Origin of the sequence: Streptomyces sp. NPDC020898 (genome assembly GCF_044333925.1) — a bacterium.
In the GTDB taxonomy this organism is placed as follows: Bacteria; Actinomycetota; Actinomycetes; order Streptomycetales; family Streptomycetaceae; genus Streptomyces.
This window is the reverse complement of the sequence record NZ_JBIRRV010000004.1, coordinates 209642-226898: the sequence shown is the minus strand read 5'-3', so window position 1 is coordinate 226898 and position 17257 is coordinate 209642. Positions and strand designations below refer to the sequence as shown.

The 17257-nt window shown below is 71.1% G+C and carries 12 protein-coding genes; 2 read left to right on the top strand and 10 right to left on the bottom strand.

All coding sequences use genetic code 11. The features are described 5' to 3' along the window. Positions 1-230: 230 nt before the first annotated feature. The 7 genes from pheA to ACH4TV_RS15415 form a co-directional block, all read right to left on the bottom strand. Positions 231-1163 carry a prephenate dehydratase gene (pheA, locus tag ACH4TV_RS15445; protein ID WP_398398160.1) on the bottom strand — a complete coding sequence of 311 codons (933 nt, stop codon included), beginning with the start codon at positions 1161-1163 and terminating at the stop codon, positions 231-233. Between the two features lie 98 nt (positions 1164-1261). Then, positions 1262-2575, bottom strand: a complete 1314-nt coding sequence (gene efeB, locus ACH4TV_RS15440; protein ID WP_398398157.1) for an iron uptake transporter deferrochelatase/peroxidase subunit — start codon at positions 2573-2575, stop codon at positions 1262-1264. A gap of 8 nt (positions 2576-2583) precedes the next feature. Next, a complete protein-coding gene (locus tag ACH4TV_RS15435; RefSeq protein ID WP_398398155.1) occupies positions 2584-4581 on the bottom strand; it encodes a copper resistance CopC/CopD family protein in 1998 nt (665 codons plus the stop codon). Positions 4582-4600: 19 nt separating this feature from the next. Beyond that, on the bottom strand, positions 4601-5071 hold the full coding sequence (locus ACH4TV_RS15430) for a copper chaperone PCu(A)C (protein WP_398398153.1): 471 nt from the start codon (positions 5069-5071) through the stop codon (positions 4601-4603). Positions 5072-5103: 32 nt separating this feature from the next. After that, positions 5104-5757 carry an SCO family protein gene (locus ACH4TV_RS15425; RefSeq protein ID WP_398398151.1) on the bottom strand — a complete coding sequence of 218 codons (654 nt, stop codon included), beginning with the start codon at positions 5755-5757 and terminating at the stop codon, positions 5104-5106. A gap of 122 nt (positions 5758-5879) precedes the next feature. Beyond that, positions 5880-6623 carry a YcnI family protein gene (locus ACH4TV_RS15420; RefSeq protein WP_398398149.1) on the bottom strand — a complete coding sequence of 248 codons (744 nt, stop codon included), beginning with the start codon at positions 6621-6623 and terminating at the stop codon, positions 5880-5882. 179 nt (positions 6624-6802) lie between these two features. Continuing rightward, the gene (locus ACH4TV_RS15415) at positions 6803-7636 is read right to left on the bottom strand and encodes a hypothetical protein (RefSeq protein ID WP_398398147.1); all 834 of its coding nucleotides are present in this window, start codon (positions 7634-7636) and stop codon (positions 6803-6805) included. A 271-nt stretch (positions 7637-7907) separates the two neighbouring features. Here ACH4TV_RS15415 and ACH4TV_RS15410 point away from each other — a divergent pair, with 271 nt between their 5' ends. Beyond that, positions 7908-8402 (top strand): ATP-binding protein, encoded by a 495-nt coding sequence (locus ACH4TV_RS15410; RefSeq protein ID WP_398398145.1) that lies wholly within the window; start codon positions 7908-7910, stop codon positions 8400-8402. A gap of 144 nt (positions 8403-8546) precedes the next feature. Continuing rightward, positions 8547-9419 (top strand): alpha/beta fold hydrolase, encoded by an 873-nt coding sequence (locus tag ACH4TV_RS15405; RefSeq protein ID WP_398398143.1) that lies wholly within the window; start codon positions 8547-8549, stop codon positions 9417-9419. A gap of 41 nt (positions 9420-9460) precedes the next feature. Here ACH4TV_RS15405 and fxsT read toward each other — a convergent pair whose 3' ends face one another. The 3 genes from fxsT to ACH4TV_RS15390 all read right to left on the bottom strand — a co-directional run bounded on the left by fxsT (position 9461) and on the right by ACH4TV_RS15390 (position 17243). Continuing rightward, positions 9461-13426 (bottom strand): FxSxx-COOH system tetratricopeptide repeat protein, encoded by a 3966-nt coding sequence (fxsT, locus tag ACH4TV_RS15400; RefSeq protein WP_398398141.1) that lies wholly within the window; start codon positions 13424-13426, stop codon positions 9461-9463. 68 nt (positions 13427-13494) lie between these two features. Beyond that, the gene (locus ACH4TV_RS15395; protein WP_398398139.1) at positions 13495-14742 is read right to left on the bottom strand and encodes a TIR-like protein FxsC; all 1248 of its coding nucleotides are present in this window, start codon (positions 14740-14742) and stop codon (positions 13495-13497) included. A 104-nt stretch (positions 14743-14846) separates the two neighbouring features. Beyond that, entirely contained in the window at positions 14847-17243 is a 2397-nt protein-coding gene (locus ACH4TV_RS15390; RefSeq protein ID WP_398398137.1) for an FxsB family cyclophane-forming radical SAM/SPASM peptide maturase, read from the bottom strand. Positions 17244-17257 lie beyond the last annotated feature (14 nt).

Here is a 17257-nt window from a genome sequence, read left to right as displayed (position 1 = left end):
GAAGGGTGGTGTGTGCGGTTGTGGACGAACTCGGCGTCCGCAGGCCGATTTGTCGACAGACCGGCATACCGTTGTCGACTTGTCCCCAGGTCGAGAAGCCAGCCTGTGGATAACTTCTGTGGATAACGGAAATCTGCTGGTAGGACCGGCCGCCCACCCGGCACCTGGCGCCCGCCCGGCACCTGGCGCCCGCCCGGCACCTGCCGGCCGCCCACACCGGGCACCCCTGGTTAGAAGCGGCCGTCCTGGCAGCGCGCCACCCAGTCCGCGGCCGTCACGAACTCCTCGTCGGACGTCCCCGGCAGCGGTGCCCGGACATCCTCCACGCCGATGTCCGCACGCGGGTACGACCCCAGGTACCGCACCTGGAGACAGATCCGCCTGAGCCCCATCAGGGCCTCGGCGACCTTCCGGTCGGAGATATGGCCCTCGGCGTCAATGGCGAAGCAGTAGTTGCCGATGCCCTGCCCGGTCGGCCGGGACTGGAGCAGCATCAGGTTGACGCCCCGCACGGCGAACTCGCCCAGCAGATCGCGCAGTCCGCCGGGGTGGTCGTCGCGCTGCCAGATGACGACGGACGTCTTGTCCGCGCCGGTCGGTGCCGCGGGCCGGGCGGGTCTGCCCACCAGGACGAACCGTGTCTGCGCGTTCTCCGCGTCGTGGATGCCGGTCTCCAGCGGGACCAGGCCGTACCGGGCGGCGGCGAACTCGCCCGCGAAGGCGGCGTCGTAGCGACCCTCCTGCACCAGCCGGGCACCGTCCGCGTTCGAGGCGGACGACTCCCAGATCACGTCCGGGAGGTTGATCTTCATCCAGTTGCGGACCTGGGTCTGCGCGGCCGGATGGGCGGTGACCGTCTTGATCTCCGACAGCTTCGTGCCCGGCCTGACCAGCAGCGCGAAGGTGATCGACAGCAGCACCTCGCGGTAGATCATCAGCGGGGTGCCGGCGACCAGCTCGTCGAGGGTGGTGGTGATACCGCCCTCGACGGAGTTCTCGATCGGGACGAACGCGGCCTCGGCCTCACCGCTGCGCACCGCGTCGAGCGCGGCCGGCACGGACACCATCGGGATCAGTTCCCGGGTGGCCGCCTCGGGAAGCGTGCGCAGGGCGACCTCGGTGAAGGTGCCCTCGGGGCCGAGATAGGCGTAGCTGGCTGGCATGACCTCACCCTAATGGCCCTTGCGGAGGCCGGCGCACGCTTCCCGCCCCCACCGCCCCAAGGGGTGAGACCGGGCCCCGGACGCATCCCCGGTCCGCCTCACCCCTCCAGCAGCCGCTGACCCACGTACTCTCCCTCGGCCGCCCCGCCCGGTACCGCGTACAGCCCGCTCGACTCGTGCCGGATGAACGTGGACAGCGCGTCCCCTCGGTCGAGCTTGCGCTGGACGGGGACGAAACCGCGCAGCGGGTCGGCCTGCCAGCAGACGAACAGGAGTCCGGCGTCGGGCGTCCCGTCCGTGCCGATCCCGTCGTGGAAGGAGAACGGGCGCCGCAGGACGGCCGCGCCCCCGTTCTCGTCGGGGCGGGTGATCCGGGCGTGGGCGTTGATGGGGACGACCAGATCGCCGTTGGCGTCGACCTTCTCCAGGTCCATCGCGGTCGTCTCACCGCCGCCGGAGAGCGGTGCCCCGTTCGTTTTCCGCCGCCCGACGACGTTCTCCTGGTCCTTGACCGACAGCTGTTCCCAGTCGTCGAGAAGCATGCGGATACGGCGTACGACGGCATAGGAGCCGTTCGCCATCCAGGCTGGTTCGCCGGAGGCGGGCACGAAGATGCGCTGGTCGAAGTCGGCCTCGGACGGCTTCGGGTTGCGGGTGCCGTCGATCTGGCCCATCAGGTTGCGGGCGGTCATCGGGTGGGCGGTGGCACCCGGCGACCGGTTGAAGCCGTTCATCTGCCAGCGGACGCGGGCCGCGTTGCCCGCGTCCTTCTGGATCGCGCGCAGCGCGTGGAAGGCGACCAGGGCGTCGTTGGCGCCGATCTGGACCCAGAGATCGCCGTTGCTGCGGGCCTTGTCGAGGTGGTCGGAGGAGAAGTCGGGCAGCGGGTCGAGCGCGACCGGGCGCTGTTTCTCCAGCCCGGTGCGGGCGAAGAAGCCGTACCCGAAGCCGAAGGTGACCGTCAGGGACGACGGGCCCGCGTCCCGGGCGACGTCCGTGTCGTCGTTCGCGGCGGCCTCGCCCGCCATGAGCCGCTGGGCGGTGTCGGACCAGCGGCGCAGCAGCGCGGCGGCCTCCTTGCGGCCCGCGCCCGCCGCCAGGTCGAAGGCGACGAGGTGGCCGCGGGCCTGGAGGCCTTCGGTGATCCCCGGCTGATGTTTCCCGTGAAACATTGCCATGTCCGCGCCCACCGAAGTGAGCGCCACGGACCGGCCGGAGGACTCGGAACCGGAGGAGTCGGAGGAGCCGACGGCATAGCCGGTGGCCCCGCCCGCAGCCCCGAGCGCGAGCCCGGTGGCACCGGCGGTACCGAGCAGCCGGCGACGCGAGAAGCCCTGCGGGGCCTTTCCCGCGGCCCCTGCCTCGGCGCTGTCCTTGTTGCTGTTGCTTTCCTTGGTGGACTGGTCAGACATGGTGCGGTTCAGCCGATCTGCGCGTTCTTGTCGACGGTTACTTGGTCGATGTCGGAGGTCCGCACGGTCACGGCGATGTTCCAGTTGCCGGCCATGGGGATCTGGAGTCCGTTCGCCGTCCAGTGTCCGGTGGCGAGGTGGTCCGGGGTCACGGGCAGCGGCCCGATCTTCTTGGCGGTGAGGGTGAAGGCGACCTTCACCTCGGGCACGTCGAACGCCCTGCCGTTGGGCCGGTCCACGTACACGTGCATGACGTTGCCGCCGACCTGGGCGGGGCTGATGTCGACCCGGACGACGCCCTTGCCGTCCTGGCCGCCGGTGTCGAAGGGCATGTCCAGGGTCAGCGCGCCCGTCGCGTCCGACGAGGAATCGGAGGAAGAGGAGGACGACGACGCCGAGGTGGCGGCCTTGGCCTCCTCCTCCGTGCGGCCCGGTTCGGTGGACGTCAGCGCCGTGGTGACGGCCAGCAGCACGACGGCGATGCCCGCCTCGGCGAGCACCGAGCGGCGCAGCCCCGAGCGCAGCGGGTCGGCGTTGCGCAGCCGCTTCAGCCGTGCGGTGTCGACGGCCGCGCGCTGCCGCGCGAGCTGGGCGGTCCGCTTGGCGTCCCCGCCCCCGGCGGCCCCGGCGGCGACCGGTTCCTTCTCGGCGTCGGCGGCCAGGTCCTCCGTATGCTCCGCCGCCACGGTGGCCGCGGTCTCCGGCAGCTGTGCGGTCCAGCGGCGCGAGATGTAGGCGATGCCGACGAGGACGACCACCAGGCCGATCTTGACGAGCAGCAACTGGCCGTACGAGGTGCCGGTGAACGCCGACCAGGAGCCGACCTGGCGCCACGACTGGTAGATGCCGGTCGCGACCAGCGCCAGCACGCTGCCGAAGGCGACCTGGGAGAAGCGGCGTACGGCCGAACCCTCGATCGGGGCGTCCGCGGGCGCCCGGAACAGGGCGACCAGGAGTGCGCAGAGGCCGCCGAGCCAGAGGGCGACGGCCAGCAGGTGGACCACGTCGACGGGCATCGCGATGCCGGCCTGGAGGCCGGTCGAGGCGTGTTCGGCCAGCGCCCAGGTGGCGGCCAGCCCGATCGCCACGACACCGCCGCCGATCGCGAGCCCGAAGGTGAGGTCCCGCTTCGCGGAGTAGCCGTCCTCGGACTCGTCGGCCCCCTCGGCCCCTTCGTCCGAGTCCGCGGCAGCGTCCTTGTCGGCCTCGTCCTCGGGCCGGGCGTACGCCCCGAAGAGGACCGCGATGAACAGCGCGGCGGCCGCGAGCAGCAGCAGCCGGGAGACGAGGGCCGCGCCCGTCTTGGTCTGGAGGACGTCTGAGAGCAGGCCGAGGTCGAAGATGTCGCCGACCTTGCCGGAGCCGGTGTACGAGCCGCGCATCAGCAGCAGCGCGAGCGTGGCCGCGGTCATCGCGAGCCACCCGGCGGCGACGAACCGCTGGAGTGCCCGTACGCCGGCCCCGCGCTGCCAGCAGGCGAGGACGAAGGCGGCGCCACCGACCATGACGATGAAGCCGGCGTACGAGACGTACCGCCCGAAGCCGTAGAGGGCGCCGACGACTCCGCCGCCCGCCGACTCGTCGGAGACCTTGACGGAGGTGACGGAGGGGGCGCCGATGGAGAAGGTGAAGGCGCCGGCGACGGGGTGGCTGTCCGCCGAGACGACCTGGTAGGCGACGGTGAACGTGCCGTCGGGCAGGCCGGAGTGGAGCGGGACGGCGTAGGTCGTGCCGCTCACCTCGGTGGCCTTGCCGGTGTCGACGCGCTTGCCCTTGGGGTCGAGCACGCGGATCGCGCCGTCGGACAGCGCGATCTGCTCGGAGAAGGTCAGCGTCACCCGGGCCGGTGCCTTGTCGGCCACCGCTCCCTGCTGCGGTGCGCTGCCGATCAGTGCGGCGTGTGCGGAGACCGGCGCGGCGCCGGCCAGGCCGGCGAGCAGCGCGCCGACGACCGCGAGGAACAGCAGCACCAGGGGCCGTACGCGGGGGGCGATGGTCTGTGTCACGGTGATCCCTCCCTCGGTCTCAGTGTCCGGTCTTCGGGTTGTACGTCGGGGACTTCACCGGCACATCGACGGTGATCGGCGAGGCTTTGGCAAAGCGCAGTTCGACGGTGACCTTCTCGCCCTCGCGCGGCTTGCGCTTGAGCTGTTCGAACATCAGATGGTTTCCGCCGCTCTGGAGGACGAGTTCGCCGTGGGCGGGGATGTCGAGGCGCGAGGCCTCCTCCATGGTCTGCCCGACGGTCCTGTGCACGGTGACCTGGCCCGCGATGTCACTGGTGACGCGGGTGAGCGCGTCACCGGCGCCGCCGTTGTTGGTGATGACGAGGAAGCCCGCGGCCATGGAGTCCGAGACCGGCTGGGGCATGTAGGCCGAGCCGACGGACAGTCCGGTGCCGGCGGCGTCGTCGGACCCTGAGCCCGAACTCCCGCACCCGGCAAGGGCGAGCGCTCCGGCGAGGACCGTGGCCGTCGCGAGGGCGAGATGCCGCACGGGCCTTGCGGGCCTCGGGAGCTTTACGGGCCTCACGGGTTCTGCCCCTTGATGATCTTGGGGAGGTCCTTGGTGTAGTCGTCGACGGTGGCGTCCTCGCCGTACAGGACATAGCCGCCGTCGGTCTTCGGGGAGAACGCGATGACCTGGGTGCCGTGCATCGAGATCGTCTTGCCGTTCTTGTCCTTGGACGTCGGCTCGATGGAGATGCCGAGGGTGCGGGCGCCGGCCTGGATGGTGGCGAAGTCGCCGGTCAGGCCGACCACCTGGGGGTCGATGCCCTTGAGCCACTTGCCGAGCTCGGCTGGGGTGTCCCGCTTCGGGTCGGTGGTGACGAACACGATGCGGAGCTTGTCCTGGTCGGCCTCGGACAGCTGCTTCTTGGCGACGGCGATGTTGCTCATCGTCAGCGGGCAGACGTCGGGGCAGTTGGTGTAGCCGAAGTAGACGAGCGTGGGCCGGCCCTTGGTCTCCTTGCGGAGGTCGTACTGCTTGCCCTGGGTGTCGGTGAGGACGAGGTCGGGCTTCTCGAACGGCTGGTCGAGGATCGTGGCCGCCTTGTCCGTGCCGGTCTCGACGGAGACGTCGGCGACGGACTGGCCGGAATCATCGCCACTGGCGCAGGCGGAGAGGGTCAGGGTGGCCGCGACGAGCAGGGCGGACGCGGCGAACAGCTTCTTGCGCATAAGAGAGGTTTCCCGAAGGTGTTGTTCGTGGGAGGTCCGGTGCGCACCCGAGGGTGTACGGGACACAGGGGGCGTGCGGGACAACCGCCCGCCCCCGGCGCGCACCGGAAGGTGAACGGGTGTCAGGCGGTGGTGCGGCGACGGCCGGCCAGTACGCCGAACGCCACGCCCGCGACCCCGACGACGATGCCCACGACGCCCAGCACGCGCGCGGTGGTGTCGCTGGTGTCGGCGGGCTCGGCGGCGGTGGTCGTGGTCTTCGCGGCGGGCTCGGCGGAGGCCGCCGCGGACTCCTCGGCGGTCGAGGAGCCGCCGTGGTGGTCCTCGGTGGCGGCGGACAGCGCCAGCATCGGAGCGGGGTTGTCAGGCTCCTCGGCGCCCGCCTCCGGGACCTCGATCCAGCGGACGACCTCCTTGTTGGAGTACGTCTGGAGCGCCTTGAAGACGAGTTCGTCGGTGTCCTCGGGCAGCTGGCCGATGGAGAGCGGGAACTTCTGGAAGAAGCCGGCCTGGATGCCCTTCCCGTCGTCGGCGGTCCAGGTGACCTTGGAGACGGCCTCGGAGATCTTCTCGCCGTGCAGCTCGACGGGCTTGTCCAGCTTGGAGCTGGTGACCTTGATGGTCCAGCCGTCGATCGGCTCCGGCATCACCGAGGCGAGCGGGTGGTCGGTCGGGAAGCTGACCTCGAGCTTGGTCGTCGAGGCGTTGTCGCGCTCGTTCGGCACCTTGAAGTTGACGGTCGCGTAACCGCCCTTGGCGGCGGTGCCCTCCGCCGACACGCTGACGTGCGCGAAGGCGGGGCCGGACAGGGCGAGGACGGTGGCACCGGCGAGGGCGCCGGCGGCGGCGATACGGGAAACCTTCATGACGTGAGAGAGCTCCACTTCGAGTGACGATCCGGTGAGGAAGAGGGGCGCGGGTGCGAAGCGGTGCCCACGGGAGCGTCTGGAGCGGCCAGAGCGAGCCGTGGGGAACACCGGCACACGCGCGCGTGCCGCACGACGGCGGCGTCTCCTTCCGGTGTCCGGGGAGCGGTCGCGTCGTGTCAGGCGGCGAGCACGGGAGCGTCGGCGGGCGGGCCGCGCCGGATCACCGTGTGCTGGAGCGCGGTGGCGGGCGGCCCGATCGGTACGAGGGTCCACGCGCGCGGGGCACACGGTGCGGTACCGGGCGTACCCGGAAGGCCCGTACGGAGTGCGCGCGCCAGAGCGAGCGCCCCGCGCAGGGATCGTACGAGCGCCCCCTCGGCCACCCCGTGTGCCGACAGCCGCAGGAGCCGCAGCAGGGCCAGATCGCCGTGGCGCAGCAGCCAGCCGGTGGCGACGGCCGCGAGGACGTGACCGAGCAGCATGGGCAGGGACGGCAGGAGGGACGGCAGTACGGAGGTGGCGGACCCGGCGGAGGCGACGGCGTCCGCCGCGTGGTGTCCGGACGCCAGGTCCGTACCCGTACCGATCCGCGCGTCGGCGAGCATCTGCTGGGCCCGGGCCGGGCTGATCGCCGCGAGCGGGGCGCCGCACAGCAGGCGGGCGGCGCGGGCGACCAGGTCGGTGTCCGTCGCGGCGGCGGTGGAGGCCACCGGCGACGTCGAATGCTGGCCCAGTCCGAAGAGCGTGTGCAGGACGGTCTGGCCGGCGGCCAGCAGGGCGGCTATGCCCGGGAGCGAGCGTTGCCGTCCGGCGAGCGGCGCCGCGCACGCGAGGACCCCGAGGAAACCGGCGCCCAGCGTCCACAGCGGAACCGAGGCGCAGGAGGCGAGCGTGTGACCGGCCCCGGCCAGCACGACACAGACCGCGGCGAACACCGCGGCCCTCAGTATCCGCAGATCGCTTCCGGAGGCGTTCCCGGAGTGCGCTGTGCGCCGGCGGCGGGCAGTCATGGCGGGGTCATCATCGCACTGGCCCCACCGCGCACACAGGGCAGGTCCACAAGGTGGCGTACGGCCGGGTACCGCCGGGCAAAAACAGATGAAGACAGATAAAGACAGGCACAAACGGAAGATCGGTATTGCCACCTGACGCCCTACATACACCGATTGCAGCCCTCGCTACATCCCCCGTATGGGCGGCATCACGTCAATAGCGTGCTTACACACCGCCACTCGCGGCAATACGTACAGGTATGTCGAGCCGCGGCCTGGAGGCTGGAGCATGAGCATCTGGTGGTCACTCCATCTGCGGCGCGAGGCTGCGAGCGTTCCGCTCGCCAGGCGCCTGCTGCTGGGCACCATGGAGACGGCGGGCGTCGACCCGGACATCTCCTACGACCTCTCCGTCGCGCTCACCGAGGCGTGCGCGAACGCCGTCGAGCACGGCGGGGGCACCGCGCACGGCGACTCCCTCGGGGCCTATCGCGTCACCGCGTACCTCGACGGGGAGAAGTGCCGCATCGAGGTCGCGGACTCGGGCCCCGGTTTCCCGGCGGTCCGGGGGGAGCGAGGAGTCCTCGCCGTCCAGGAGGCCCCGCGCCGACCGGTACCCGTCGCCGCCGTGCCGTACGACGCGGAGCACGGCCGCGGTCTGTCCCTGATCGAGGAACTCGCCGATCACGTCACCATCGGCAACAAGCCGGGCCGGGGCGGTGCGGTGGTCAGCTTCGACAAGATCCTCAAGTGGCGGAAGGACGCGCCGCTGATGGCGGTGTGACGCCCTTCCGGCCCTAGACCCTTTTCAGCCGGACGCCCTTCCCACCCGACGCCCTTTCCGCCGACGTCATGACTGGGGAGATTCCGGTCTGCATACTGACCGGACGGGAAGTCGGCGTGACGTCGGGCCACGGGGGGACTGACCATGGCATGGACGGTACGGGCGGGGGACGGGCGGCGGCTGTCGGTCGAGGAACGGGGTGATCCGCAGGGCCGTCCGGTGTTTCTGCTGCACGGCACCCCCGGCAGCAGACTCGGACCCGCGCCGCGGCCGTCGCTTCTCTACCGCATGAGGGTCCGGCTGATCACGTTCGACCGGCCGGGATACGGAGGTTCGGACCGCAGCCCGGGCCGTTCGGTGAGCGCGGCGGCCGAGGACGTCCGCCTGATCGCCGACGCCCTCGGACTCGGCACGTTCGGGGTGGTGGGCCGCTCGGGCGGCGCTCCGCACGCGCTCGCCTGCGCGGCGCTGCTTCCGGAGCGCACGGCACGGGTCGGCTCACTGGTCGGGCTCGCCCCTCCGGACGCCGCCGACCTCGACTGGTTCGCCGGTATGACCGAGGCCAACGTCCACGCGTACGTCAACGCGGCCGCGGGACGGCACCGGCTCACCGCCACCTTGGGGCGGCGCACGCTGACCATCCGCGCCGATCCGGCGGCCTCCATCGCCGAGATGCGCAGCGGGCTGCCCGAGTCCGACCGCTGGATCATCGCGGACGCCGGTATCCGGGCCATGCTGGAGCGCAACTTCGCCGAGGGGCTGCGCAGTTCCGCCGACGGCTGGGTGGACGACGTCATGGCGTTCAGCACCGGCTGGGGCTTCGAGCCGTCGGGCATCACCGCCCCCGTCTTCCTCTGGCACGGCGAGGAGGACATCTTCGCCCCGGTGGAACACACCCGCTGGCTCGGCCGCAACATCCCCGGCGCCCGCGTCGAGGTCGAACGCCATGCCGCCCACTTCGGAGCGCTGCGCGTGATGACCCGCATCATCGGATGGGCCTCCCGGCACGACGGATGAGCACGACGGATGACCGCGACGGATGAGCACCACGCGCCCGCTCACACCTGCTGCGGCTCCAGATCCCGGTCGATCCGCAGCCACCCGACCACCGCCGCGCTCAGGGGATGCGTCTCGACCAGACGTTGGAGCAGCCCGGTCTCCGCCTCCTGGTGGAGCTGGGTGGCCTCCTTGTCCCGGCCCAGCTCGCGGAGGGTGATCGCGAGGTTGGCCATGCTGCTCAGGGTGTCGGGATGGGTGGGGCCGAGCCGCCCCCGCAGGCCGGTCACGGCCGGCCGCTCCCAGCGCTCGGCCTCTTCCAGGCGTCCGAGGTCGGCCAGGGCGTTGGCGAGGGTGGTCCGCGTGCTGAGGGTGGACGGGTGTTCGTCGCCGAGGGTCGCCGCGAGACCGGCGTGGGCCTGTTCGGCCAGTTCCGCGGCCTTCTCCGGCTCGCCGAGGGCCCGGTGGTAGGTCGCCAGGTTGTTGAGGCAGAACATGGTGAACGGGTGTTCGGGACCGAAGGAGTTCCGGTAGCCCGCCTGCACCTCCGCGATCTGCTGCACCGCCCGCCGGGCCCCCTGCTCGGGGTCGGTGGCGAAGTAGTCGGCGGCGAGATTGAGTCCGCAGGCCAGTTCCTCGGGAATGGAGCGGCCGTACCGGTCGCGGTAGCGGGTGTGGGTCTCCCAGGTCTGCTCGCTCAGCCGCAGCGCCTCCTCGAGCCGGCCGGCCCTGCGCAGGGACACGGCGAGGCTCTTGTCGACCCGCAGCACCTCCGGAACGTACGGGTTGAGCACCTGCCCGAAGTTGTCCCTGACCTCGCGCAGGATCTCCACCGAGTCGTCGTACGCGCCGAGCTCCCTCAGGTCGCGGGCGTAGTGGCTGCGGGTGGTGAGGGTGTACGGGTGCCGGGGGCCGTCCAGCGCGGTGCGGCGGCGCACGGTGTCCTCGTCGAGTCGCAGGGCGGCCTCGCTGTCCCCGGTGAGGCGGTGGTCGATGGCGAGGTTGTTGGCGGAGCGCAGGGTCCGGGAGTCGTCCTCGCCGAGGATCCCGCGGAATCCGCTGTAGATCCGCTGGTCCAACTGCAGAGCCTCGTTGAAGCGGCCGAGCGCCCGCAGGTCGGCGGCCACACTGCCGGAGGTGATGAGCAGGGAGGGATGGTCCTCGCCGAGGAGCCGGCGTTGTGAGGTCAGGGTGTCCTCGTCCATCTTGCGGGCGGCCTGGTACTCGCCCTGGGAGCGCAGGATGTTGGCCAGCTCGAAACGGAGGTTGAGGATCTGCTCGTCGTTGGAGTCCGGGAACTCGGTGCTCCAGAACTCGTTGAGCTGCGTGCCCAGGGTGCGGGCGACATGCAGTTCGCCGCGCTTCCACAGATAGCGCATCCGGTCCACCATCAGCTGCCGGGGTTCCTCCTCCGCGCACTCGCGGATGTTGGAGGGGACGAGGTGCGGCCAGATCACTTCGAACTTCGGCCACTCGGCGGGGTTGTCCACCGCGCCCTCCGGCGGCCGTACGGCGGCGAGGATGCGGTGCACCTCGTGGACGGTGTCCTCGGCCACGTCCGGGGCCATGCTGTCGCGCACCGCGGCCTGGACCAGCCGGTGCACCTGGATGGTGTTGTCGGTGGAGTCGACCTTGGCCAGCGCGAACTTGCGCAGCGCCTGGGTGACCTTGCCGAGCATGTACCGGGCGCGCAGGTCCTTGTCGTAGGGCAGCAGCGCCCTGATCATGGGGTCGCTGCCGACGAGGGTCATGGAGATCGGCTCGGCGGACAGGAAGCTGCACAGTTCGAGCAGCCGGGCCGCCGCGGGGGATTCATGGCGCAGCCGGGTGATCGAGATGTTCCAGGTGGCGCCCACGGAGGACGGGTACTCCACGGCGTCGACGGCGGCGGGCATCGACAGCACCCGGGTGCTCTGCTCGCGCAGCTGCTCGATGTACTCGCCCACGGGCGTCGCGGTCGTCTCCAGCCAGCCCGCCGCGACCTCGATCGCCAGGGGCAGGTCGCCGACCGCGTCGGCGACCAGGGCCGCGTCCTCCTCGCTCAGTCCCGGGACCCGCCGGGTCAGGTGCTCGACGCTCTCCTCCCGGGTGAAGACCTCGACCTGCAGCGACCGCACCTGGGTGGAGGTCGGCTTGGTGCGGGTGGTGACGAGGAGATGGCCGTAGACATCGTCCGGGATCGGGCCGGTCAGTTCGCTGAAGCGGTTGATCACCTGGTCCAGGTCCTCGACGTTGTCGAAGACCAGCAGCCAGCGCTTGTACGGGCGGGCCGCCCTGAGCGCCTGGAGCGCGGCCTCGACGGCCTCGGACACCTCGTCGCCGATGCTCGGGTCGAGCCGCCGGCCGAGGTCGGCGAGCTTGGGCGCGACCAGGTCGGGCTGTTCGGCGTCGACCCACCACACCAGGTCGTAGTCGGCCTTGAAGCGGTTGGCGTACTCACGGGCCAGATGGGTCTTTCCCACGCCGCCGAGACCGTGCAGCACCTGGGGCAGCCGCTGTCCGGCGGCGGCTGCCACGAACTGGCTGCGCACCTGCTCCAGGAGCGGCGAGCGGCCGGTGAAGAACGGGTAGCGGGGCTGGACGTTGGACACACTGGTGCTGGTGTTCGGGAAGCGTGTGCCGGGCGGGCGGGCGGTCGTCTGGGGCGATCCGGGGCGGCCCAGACCGGTGAGCAGCGCGGTCGTCGCCGTCTCCTCGTCCAGCCGGGCGAGATCGATGGTGCCGCCCCGGCTCGCGTTCGGGATCTGCTGCACGTCACCGACCCGCAGGGCGACCGGCTGGTGCTTCTGCGAACCGCCGAAGTGCACCGTGGCCTCCCAGGCCGCCATGGCCGTGCGGGAACTGAGGAAGGTGGGGGAGACCACGGCGAGCACCCGGTGCGAGCCGCTGGAGACGGCCTCGCCGCCGACCTCCAGGGTCGTCATCGCCCGCACGTCCTGGGAGACCACGTCGAACCGCGCCTCGCCCAGCACCGACTCCAGCCAGTCCACCCACATCCGGTCCTCGGAGACGTACTGCAGCAGCAGCTTCGACGGGGGCAGGGGGCGGCGGCGGGTGTAGGCCGTGACGTACTGGTTGCGCTTGACCTCGTTGAAGGGCGGCAAGGAGGCCACGCGGCCCGCGGTGACGACGGAGGTCAGCCGTTCGCAGGCGGTCAGCATGGAGCTGGCGACCTTGGGCGGGTCGCCGAAGGGGGCGAGGATCTCCTCGTAGGCGTAGTAGGGGCGGTAGGGGATCTCCAACGCGCCCCAGTAGGCGTCGAGTTCATCGGCGTCCAGACCGCTGGGCAGGCCTTCGAAGCGCTCCCTTGCCAGCGCCCGTCCCGCGTCGACCTTGTCCTTCTCGCCGTCGTCGATGCGCATGGCGACCGGGAGGATGCGGATCCCCTTGTCGCCGTAGCGCTCCTCGATGTCCTGGGCGACCGCGGCGGCGCCGTCGATGCTCTGGTCGCTGAGGGTGTAGCAGACCACCAGGGTGCTGGGCATCTGCACGGTGCAGATGTCGGCCAGGTCGCTGTGGCCGGTACGGCTGTCGATCAGTGTGTAGTCGTAGTACCGCTCCATGTCCGAGCGCATCGCGTCGAAGAACTGCCCGCCGCCGTAGCTGCTGTAGAAGCTGTCCCAGTCCATGTTGCCGACGATCGGGTAGTCGCGGTGCTGCATGCCGGCCGACAGGAAGTCCAGGCTGCCCGGCTTCGGGAAGGTCCAGTCCAGGGAGATGGCATGGGGGCGGACGCGGGCGTAGCGGCGGTGCCAGTCCGGCTCGCGGTCGGGGAGGTCGCGCAGTGCCTCGCGGCGGTAGTCGTCGATCAGGTTGATCAGGCCGGGGGTGGCCCGCAGTAAGGAGGGCTTGAGGAACGGGTGGAAGAACCGGTGCAGGCCCGGGGCCTCCAGGTCCCAGTCGACGGCGAGCACGCGATACCCGTTGGCGGCCAGGATCCAGGCCACGTTGGCGAGCGCCATGGTCCGGCCGGTCCCGCCCTTGTACGAGTAGAAGGTGATCACTGAACCCTTGCGGTTCTCGGTCATGGAACCCTCCGCTGTGTCGGCCTTGCTCTTCCCTCGTGCCGTGTCCGCCGGGTCTCCCGGCGGCGTGCTCAGACGGGATTCCCCAGCCTGGGCAGCCACGGAGGATCGGTGGGCGTCCCCGGCGGCGGGTAGGTCTTCGCGTGGGCCTCGTAGTAGGTCACTGCCTGTCGTACGGCCTTGTGGAGTTCGGCCTGGAAGGCTTCCAGCGTGCGGATGCCACCGCTGTGCGACCGATGACCCGAGCCGACGGTCTGCCGTGCGGCCAGGGCCCGGTCGGTGAGTTCCTGCAGTTGCCGCTCCCGGTCCGGGGGGATCGCGTCGTCCTTGTACTGGGGGACCATCACGCTGATCCAGGGCCGCTGCTGCTCGCCCAGTTGCGCCATGAGCTGGGCGACGCGCGGGGAGTACAGGGCCCACCGGTCGAGCAGCAGCAGGACGGGGGCGGTGGGCGGGCCCGTGGAGAGGAGGCGGTCGGCATCGTTCTCGAAGTCGCTGACGGTGACCTGGTAGTTCATGGCCCGTACGAGGTCGGCGGCGTGCTCCGCGATGGGGCGGGTCGACACCGGGTGGTACGGGTTCCACTCGGCCGGCGTGTCCCCGTAGTAGTCGGGCATCCGGCCCAGGGGCAGGTCCGACCGGGAGGGGGCGATCACCGTGACGTCGAACTCGGGAGGGTGCGCGGCGTCACCGAAGGCGCTGGGCAGCGACTCGTACTGCCGGAAGACCTGTCCTTCCTCCAGGTCGACGGCCCTGCTGGCGCGCACGATCCGCTGGGCCAGCCGGTACACGGCGCGTTCGTACTGCTCGTTGAGGTAGCTGAGCTTGGTCAGTCCGTAGAAACCCTCCGTCGAGTAGTCGTCCCCGAAGTCCGCGTGGTGGAACTGCAGGTCCTTCGCCACCTGGGGCAGTTGGGCGAGTTCGACGGGCACCCATAACGCCGGGACGATGGCGCTCTCGCGTGACTCCCCGCGCAGGGCCCGGCGGTAGATCTCCCGCTGGGAGAACGCCCACCACTCACGTCCGCACTGGTCGCTGATGAAGTACCGGGGCGAGTACAGCGGCACGAACACCTGGCAGCGCGCCAGATTCTCCGACAACTCGTCCGTCCACCGCGTCCCCAGCGCCATTCCCTGGTCCAGAAAACCGGCCTTCGCGCCCACCGGTAACGACGTCATCTCCAGAATGTGCGCACACAGCCCGTCGTAGAGCTTTTTCACCCATGCGTTGGGACCGGCGACCTCGGAGTCGTTCCGTGGCGTGTGCGCGTAACTGAGGAAGAAGTACGGTCGCCCGTTCCTGGGGTTTTCCGCGTCCACCCGCACGAAGACCCCCCGATACGCCGCCGATGACGACTCAGTGTAGGAACGTGAGCCTCAACTGCGGAACAGCGCAGCGAAGTTGACGGCGGAAGTGCTTGTGCCTACGGCGTGGCCCGCACCCTGTGGTCCGCCGCCGTCCTGCGGGCCTCGGCCAGGGCGTCGGCGCTCACCGGATCCGTCAGGCGTGCCGACAGGGTCTCCTCCATGGCCGTCACGAACCGCTCCCCCAGCGCCGTCAGGGCCCCGGAGCCGGCCAGCGTCCCGGCCGCCGCCACGGTCTGCTCGCGCCACCGGGCGAACCGCACCTCGGCGGCACGCGCCTCGGCGCCGTCTGCCGCGGTCCGCCACCGCGCGCGCCAGTAGTCCACCACGGCGATGTGTGCGTACGTCCCCTGCAGCAGCCCCTCCAGCGGCCGCGGATCCGGACGCCAGGGCGCGTAGAACAGCCGCTCGCAGCCGGGGTCGTAAAGATCCGTCAGATCGAGTACGGCGCCCAGCTTGACGTGCTGGAACTCGTGCACCAGCAGACATGCCAGAGTCCGGGGCTCCCCGGGCCGCGCGACGGCGACCGCGCCGAAGGCGTCCCGCGCCGCCGAGCTGATGTCCGCGCCCGTGGCGGCCTCACGCAGGGGGGTGACGACACTCAGCCCCGCGGCGAGGCCCGGCGCGTACGCGGGCAGTTCGCGTCGGATCCACTCCCACGCGGCGGCGAGATCGCTCCGCCAGTCCTCGGCCGCCGCGGCGGACAGCCGGGCCCGTACGGGATACCCGTGGGCGTCCCGCCAGGGGTCGGTGTCCTCCAGGGCGACGGCCCAGCCGGACAGTTCGAACCGGTGCCGGGCCAGCCACGCCGGATCCGAACCGGCCTTGCGGCCCACGAGGTGCTCCCGCCCCGAGACCCGGACACCGAAGCCCTCGTCCCCACTCGCGGTGACCCGCGCCTCGCCCGCCTCGCCCACCACCAGGGCGCCCAGCGTCGGCAGCCGCAGCACCCCGGAGCCGGTCGGCACGGTGACCGTGCCCCCCCGCCCGGACCGGAGCAGCGCGGCCGCGGCGAGTTCCGCCACCCCGCGCATCGCGAGCGGACCGGCCTCCGCGTCGCCGGTCAGGACCCGCTGCGCCCAGGGCCGCAGGTAGGGGTGGGCCAGCACCGCGTCCACCGACTCGGGCGCCTCGGCGTCGAGGACCGCCAGGGTCTCCCAGGCCGCCGTACCGGTCGCGTCGTGCCGGCTGTTGTGCCAGACGGCGCCGAGGAGTTCGCGGTTGACGGTCAGCTCGTGCCGGGCCAGCGCCTCCACGGCGTCGGCGCCACCGAAGCCGGCGGCGAGTTCACTGAAGTGCGCGTCGTCCAGGGGGAGTTGGGGAACGGGCATCCTGCGGGCCTCCCTGTCACGGATCCCGGTGATGAGCTGTTTCAGGTCGGCGCAGTACACGGACGGGTTCATGAATCCGCCGGCACCGCTCCCGGAGCGGTAGCGGTGCGCGTACAGCCCGCCGCCGCACGACTGGACGACCTCACAGGTGCGGCAGGTGTCGCACAGTCCGTCCAGCCCCAGCTGCCGGGCCACGATGCCGGGGTGCGCGGCCATCGCGTCCAGCGAGTCGGCGGTGACGTTCATGCCGGTGCCGGGTGCTCCGTCGTACGCCGTCTTCAGCGAGTCCGCCTGTTCGAGCGAGCCGTCGGTCTCGATGACCGCCAGCTCCACCGGGGCCAGTCCGAGGGACTCGGTGAGACTGTCCGCCCCGCGCAGGGTGCGCAGCACGGAGTCGAGCACCCGTACTCCCATGGGCCGGCCCGTCGCGGTCCAGCGGTCATGGACGGTCAGCAGCCAGTCGCCGTAGGACATGCTGCCGACGGGGCGTGCCGGTGGCTCGTCCCAGGTGGCGTGGGGGATGAGGAAGTCGATGCGCGGCGGCGCGAGCTCGGCCAGGGAGTCGTAGACGGCGACGGGATCGTTGCGCAGATCGACCGTGCAGAGCAGGCCGGCGAAGAGGTGGAGGTAGCGGGGCCGGCTCAGCAGGCCGATCGCGCGCAGCACCTGATCGTGGCTGCTGCGGCCGTCGCGATAGCGGCGGTGCAGGTCGTTGGCGGCGCGTCCGCCGTCGAGCGAGACGCTGACCTTGATGTCGAACTCCGCGAACAGGTCGCAGAACTTCTCGTCGAGGGTGACGCCGTTGGTGTGAATGCGCAGATCGAGGGCGCAGACACCGGAAAGGGCGGTCTGTAAGTTCTCCGCCGCCCGGCGCAGTCTCGCCCGGCCGGCGAGGAGGGGCTCCCCGCCGTGCAGGACGACGTGAACGGTGTCGAGCCGATGGGCGCGGGCGTGCTCGGCGATGCGTTGGGCGGTGAGGTCCAGGATCTCACCGGAGATCACCTTGGGACGGCCACGCCAACTCTGGTCCGCATGTTCGAACACATAGCAGTGATCACAGGCGAGATCACAGCGGCTGTGCATCTTCAGTACGAACTGGCTCAGAGGGTGCGGCGACGGGTCCATGAGCGCTCGGCGCG

Excerpts from the sequence above, each read along its gene's own strand:
- pheA (WP_398398160.1), bottom strand. The coding sequence starts at position 1,163 with ATGCCAGCCAGCTACGCCTATCTCGGCCCCGAGGGCACCTTCACCGAG.
- efeB (WP_398398157.1), bottom strand. The coding sequence starts at position 2,575 with ATGTCTGACCAGTCCACCAAGGAAAGCAACAGCAACAAGGACAGCGCC.
- ACH4TV_RS15425 (WP_398398151.1), bottom strand. The coding sequence starts at position 5,757 with ATGCGCAAGAAGCTGTTCGCCGCGTCCGCCCTGCTCGTCGCGGCCACC.
- ACH4TV_RS15420 (WP_398398149.1), bottom strand. The coding sequence starts at position 6,623 with ATGAAGGTTTCCCGTATCGCCGCCGCCGGCGCCCTCGCCGGTGCCACC.
- ACH4TV_RS15415 (WP_398398147.1), bottom strand. The coding sequence starts at position 7,636 with ATGACTGCCCGCCGCCGGCGCACAGCGCACTCCGGGAACGCCTCCGGA.
- ACH4TV_RS15410 (WP_398398145.1), top strand. The coding sequence starts at position 7,908 with ATGAGCATCTGGTGGTCACTCCATCTGCGGCGCGAGGCTGCGAGCGTT.
- ACH4TV_RS15405 (WP_398398143.1), top strand. The coding sequence starts at position 8,547 with ATGGCATGGACGGTACGGGCGGGGGACGGGCGGCGGCTGTCGGTCGAG.
- fxsT (WP_398398141.1), bottom strand. The coding sequence starts at position 13,426 with ATGACCGAGAACCGCAAGGGTTCAGTGATCACCTTCTACTCGTACAAG.
- ACH4TV_RS15390 (WP_398398137.1), bottom strand. The coding sequence starts at position 17,243 with ATGGACCCGTCGCCGCACCCTCTGAGCCAGTTCGTACTGAAGATGCAC.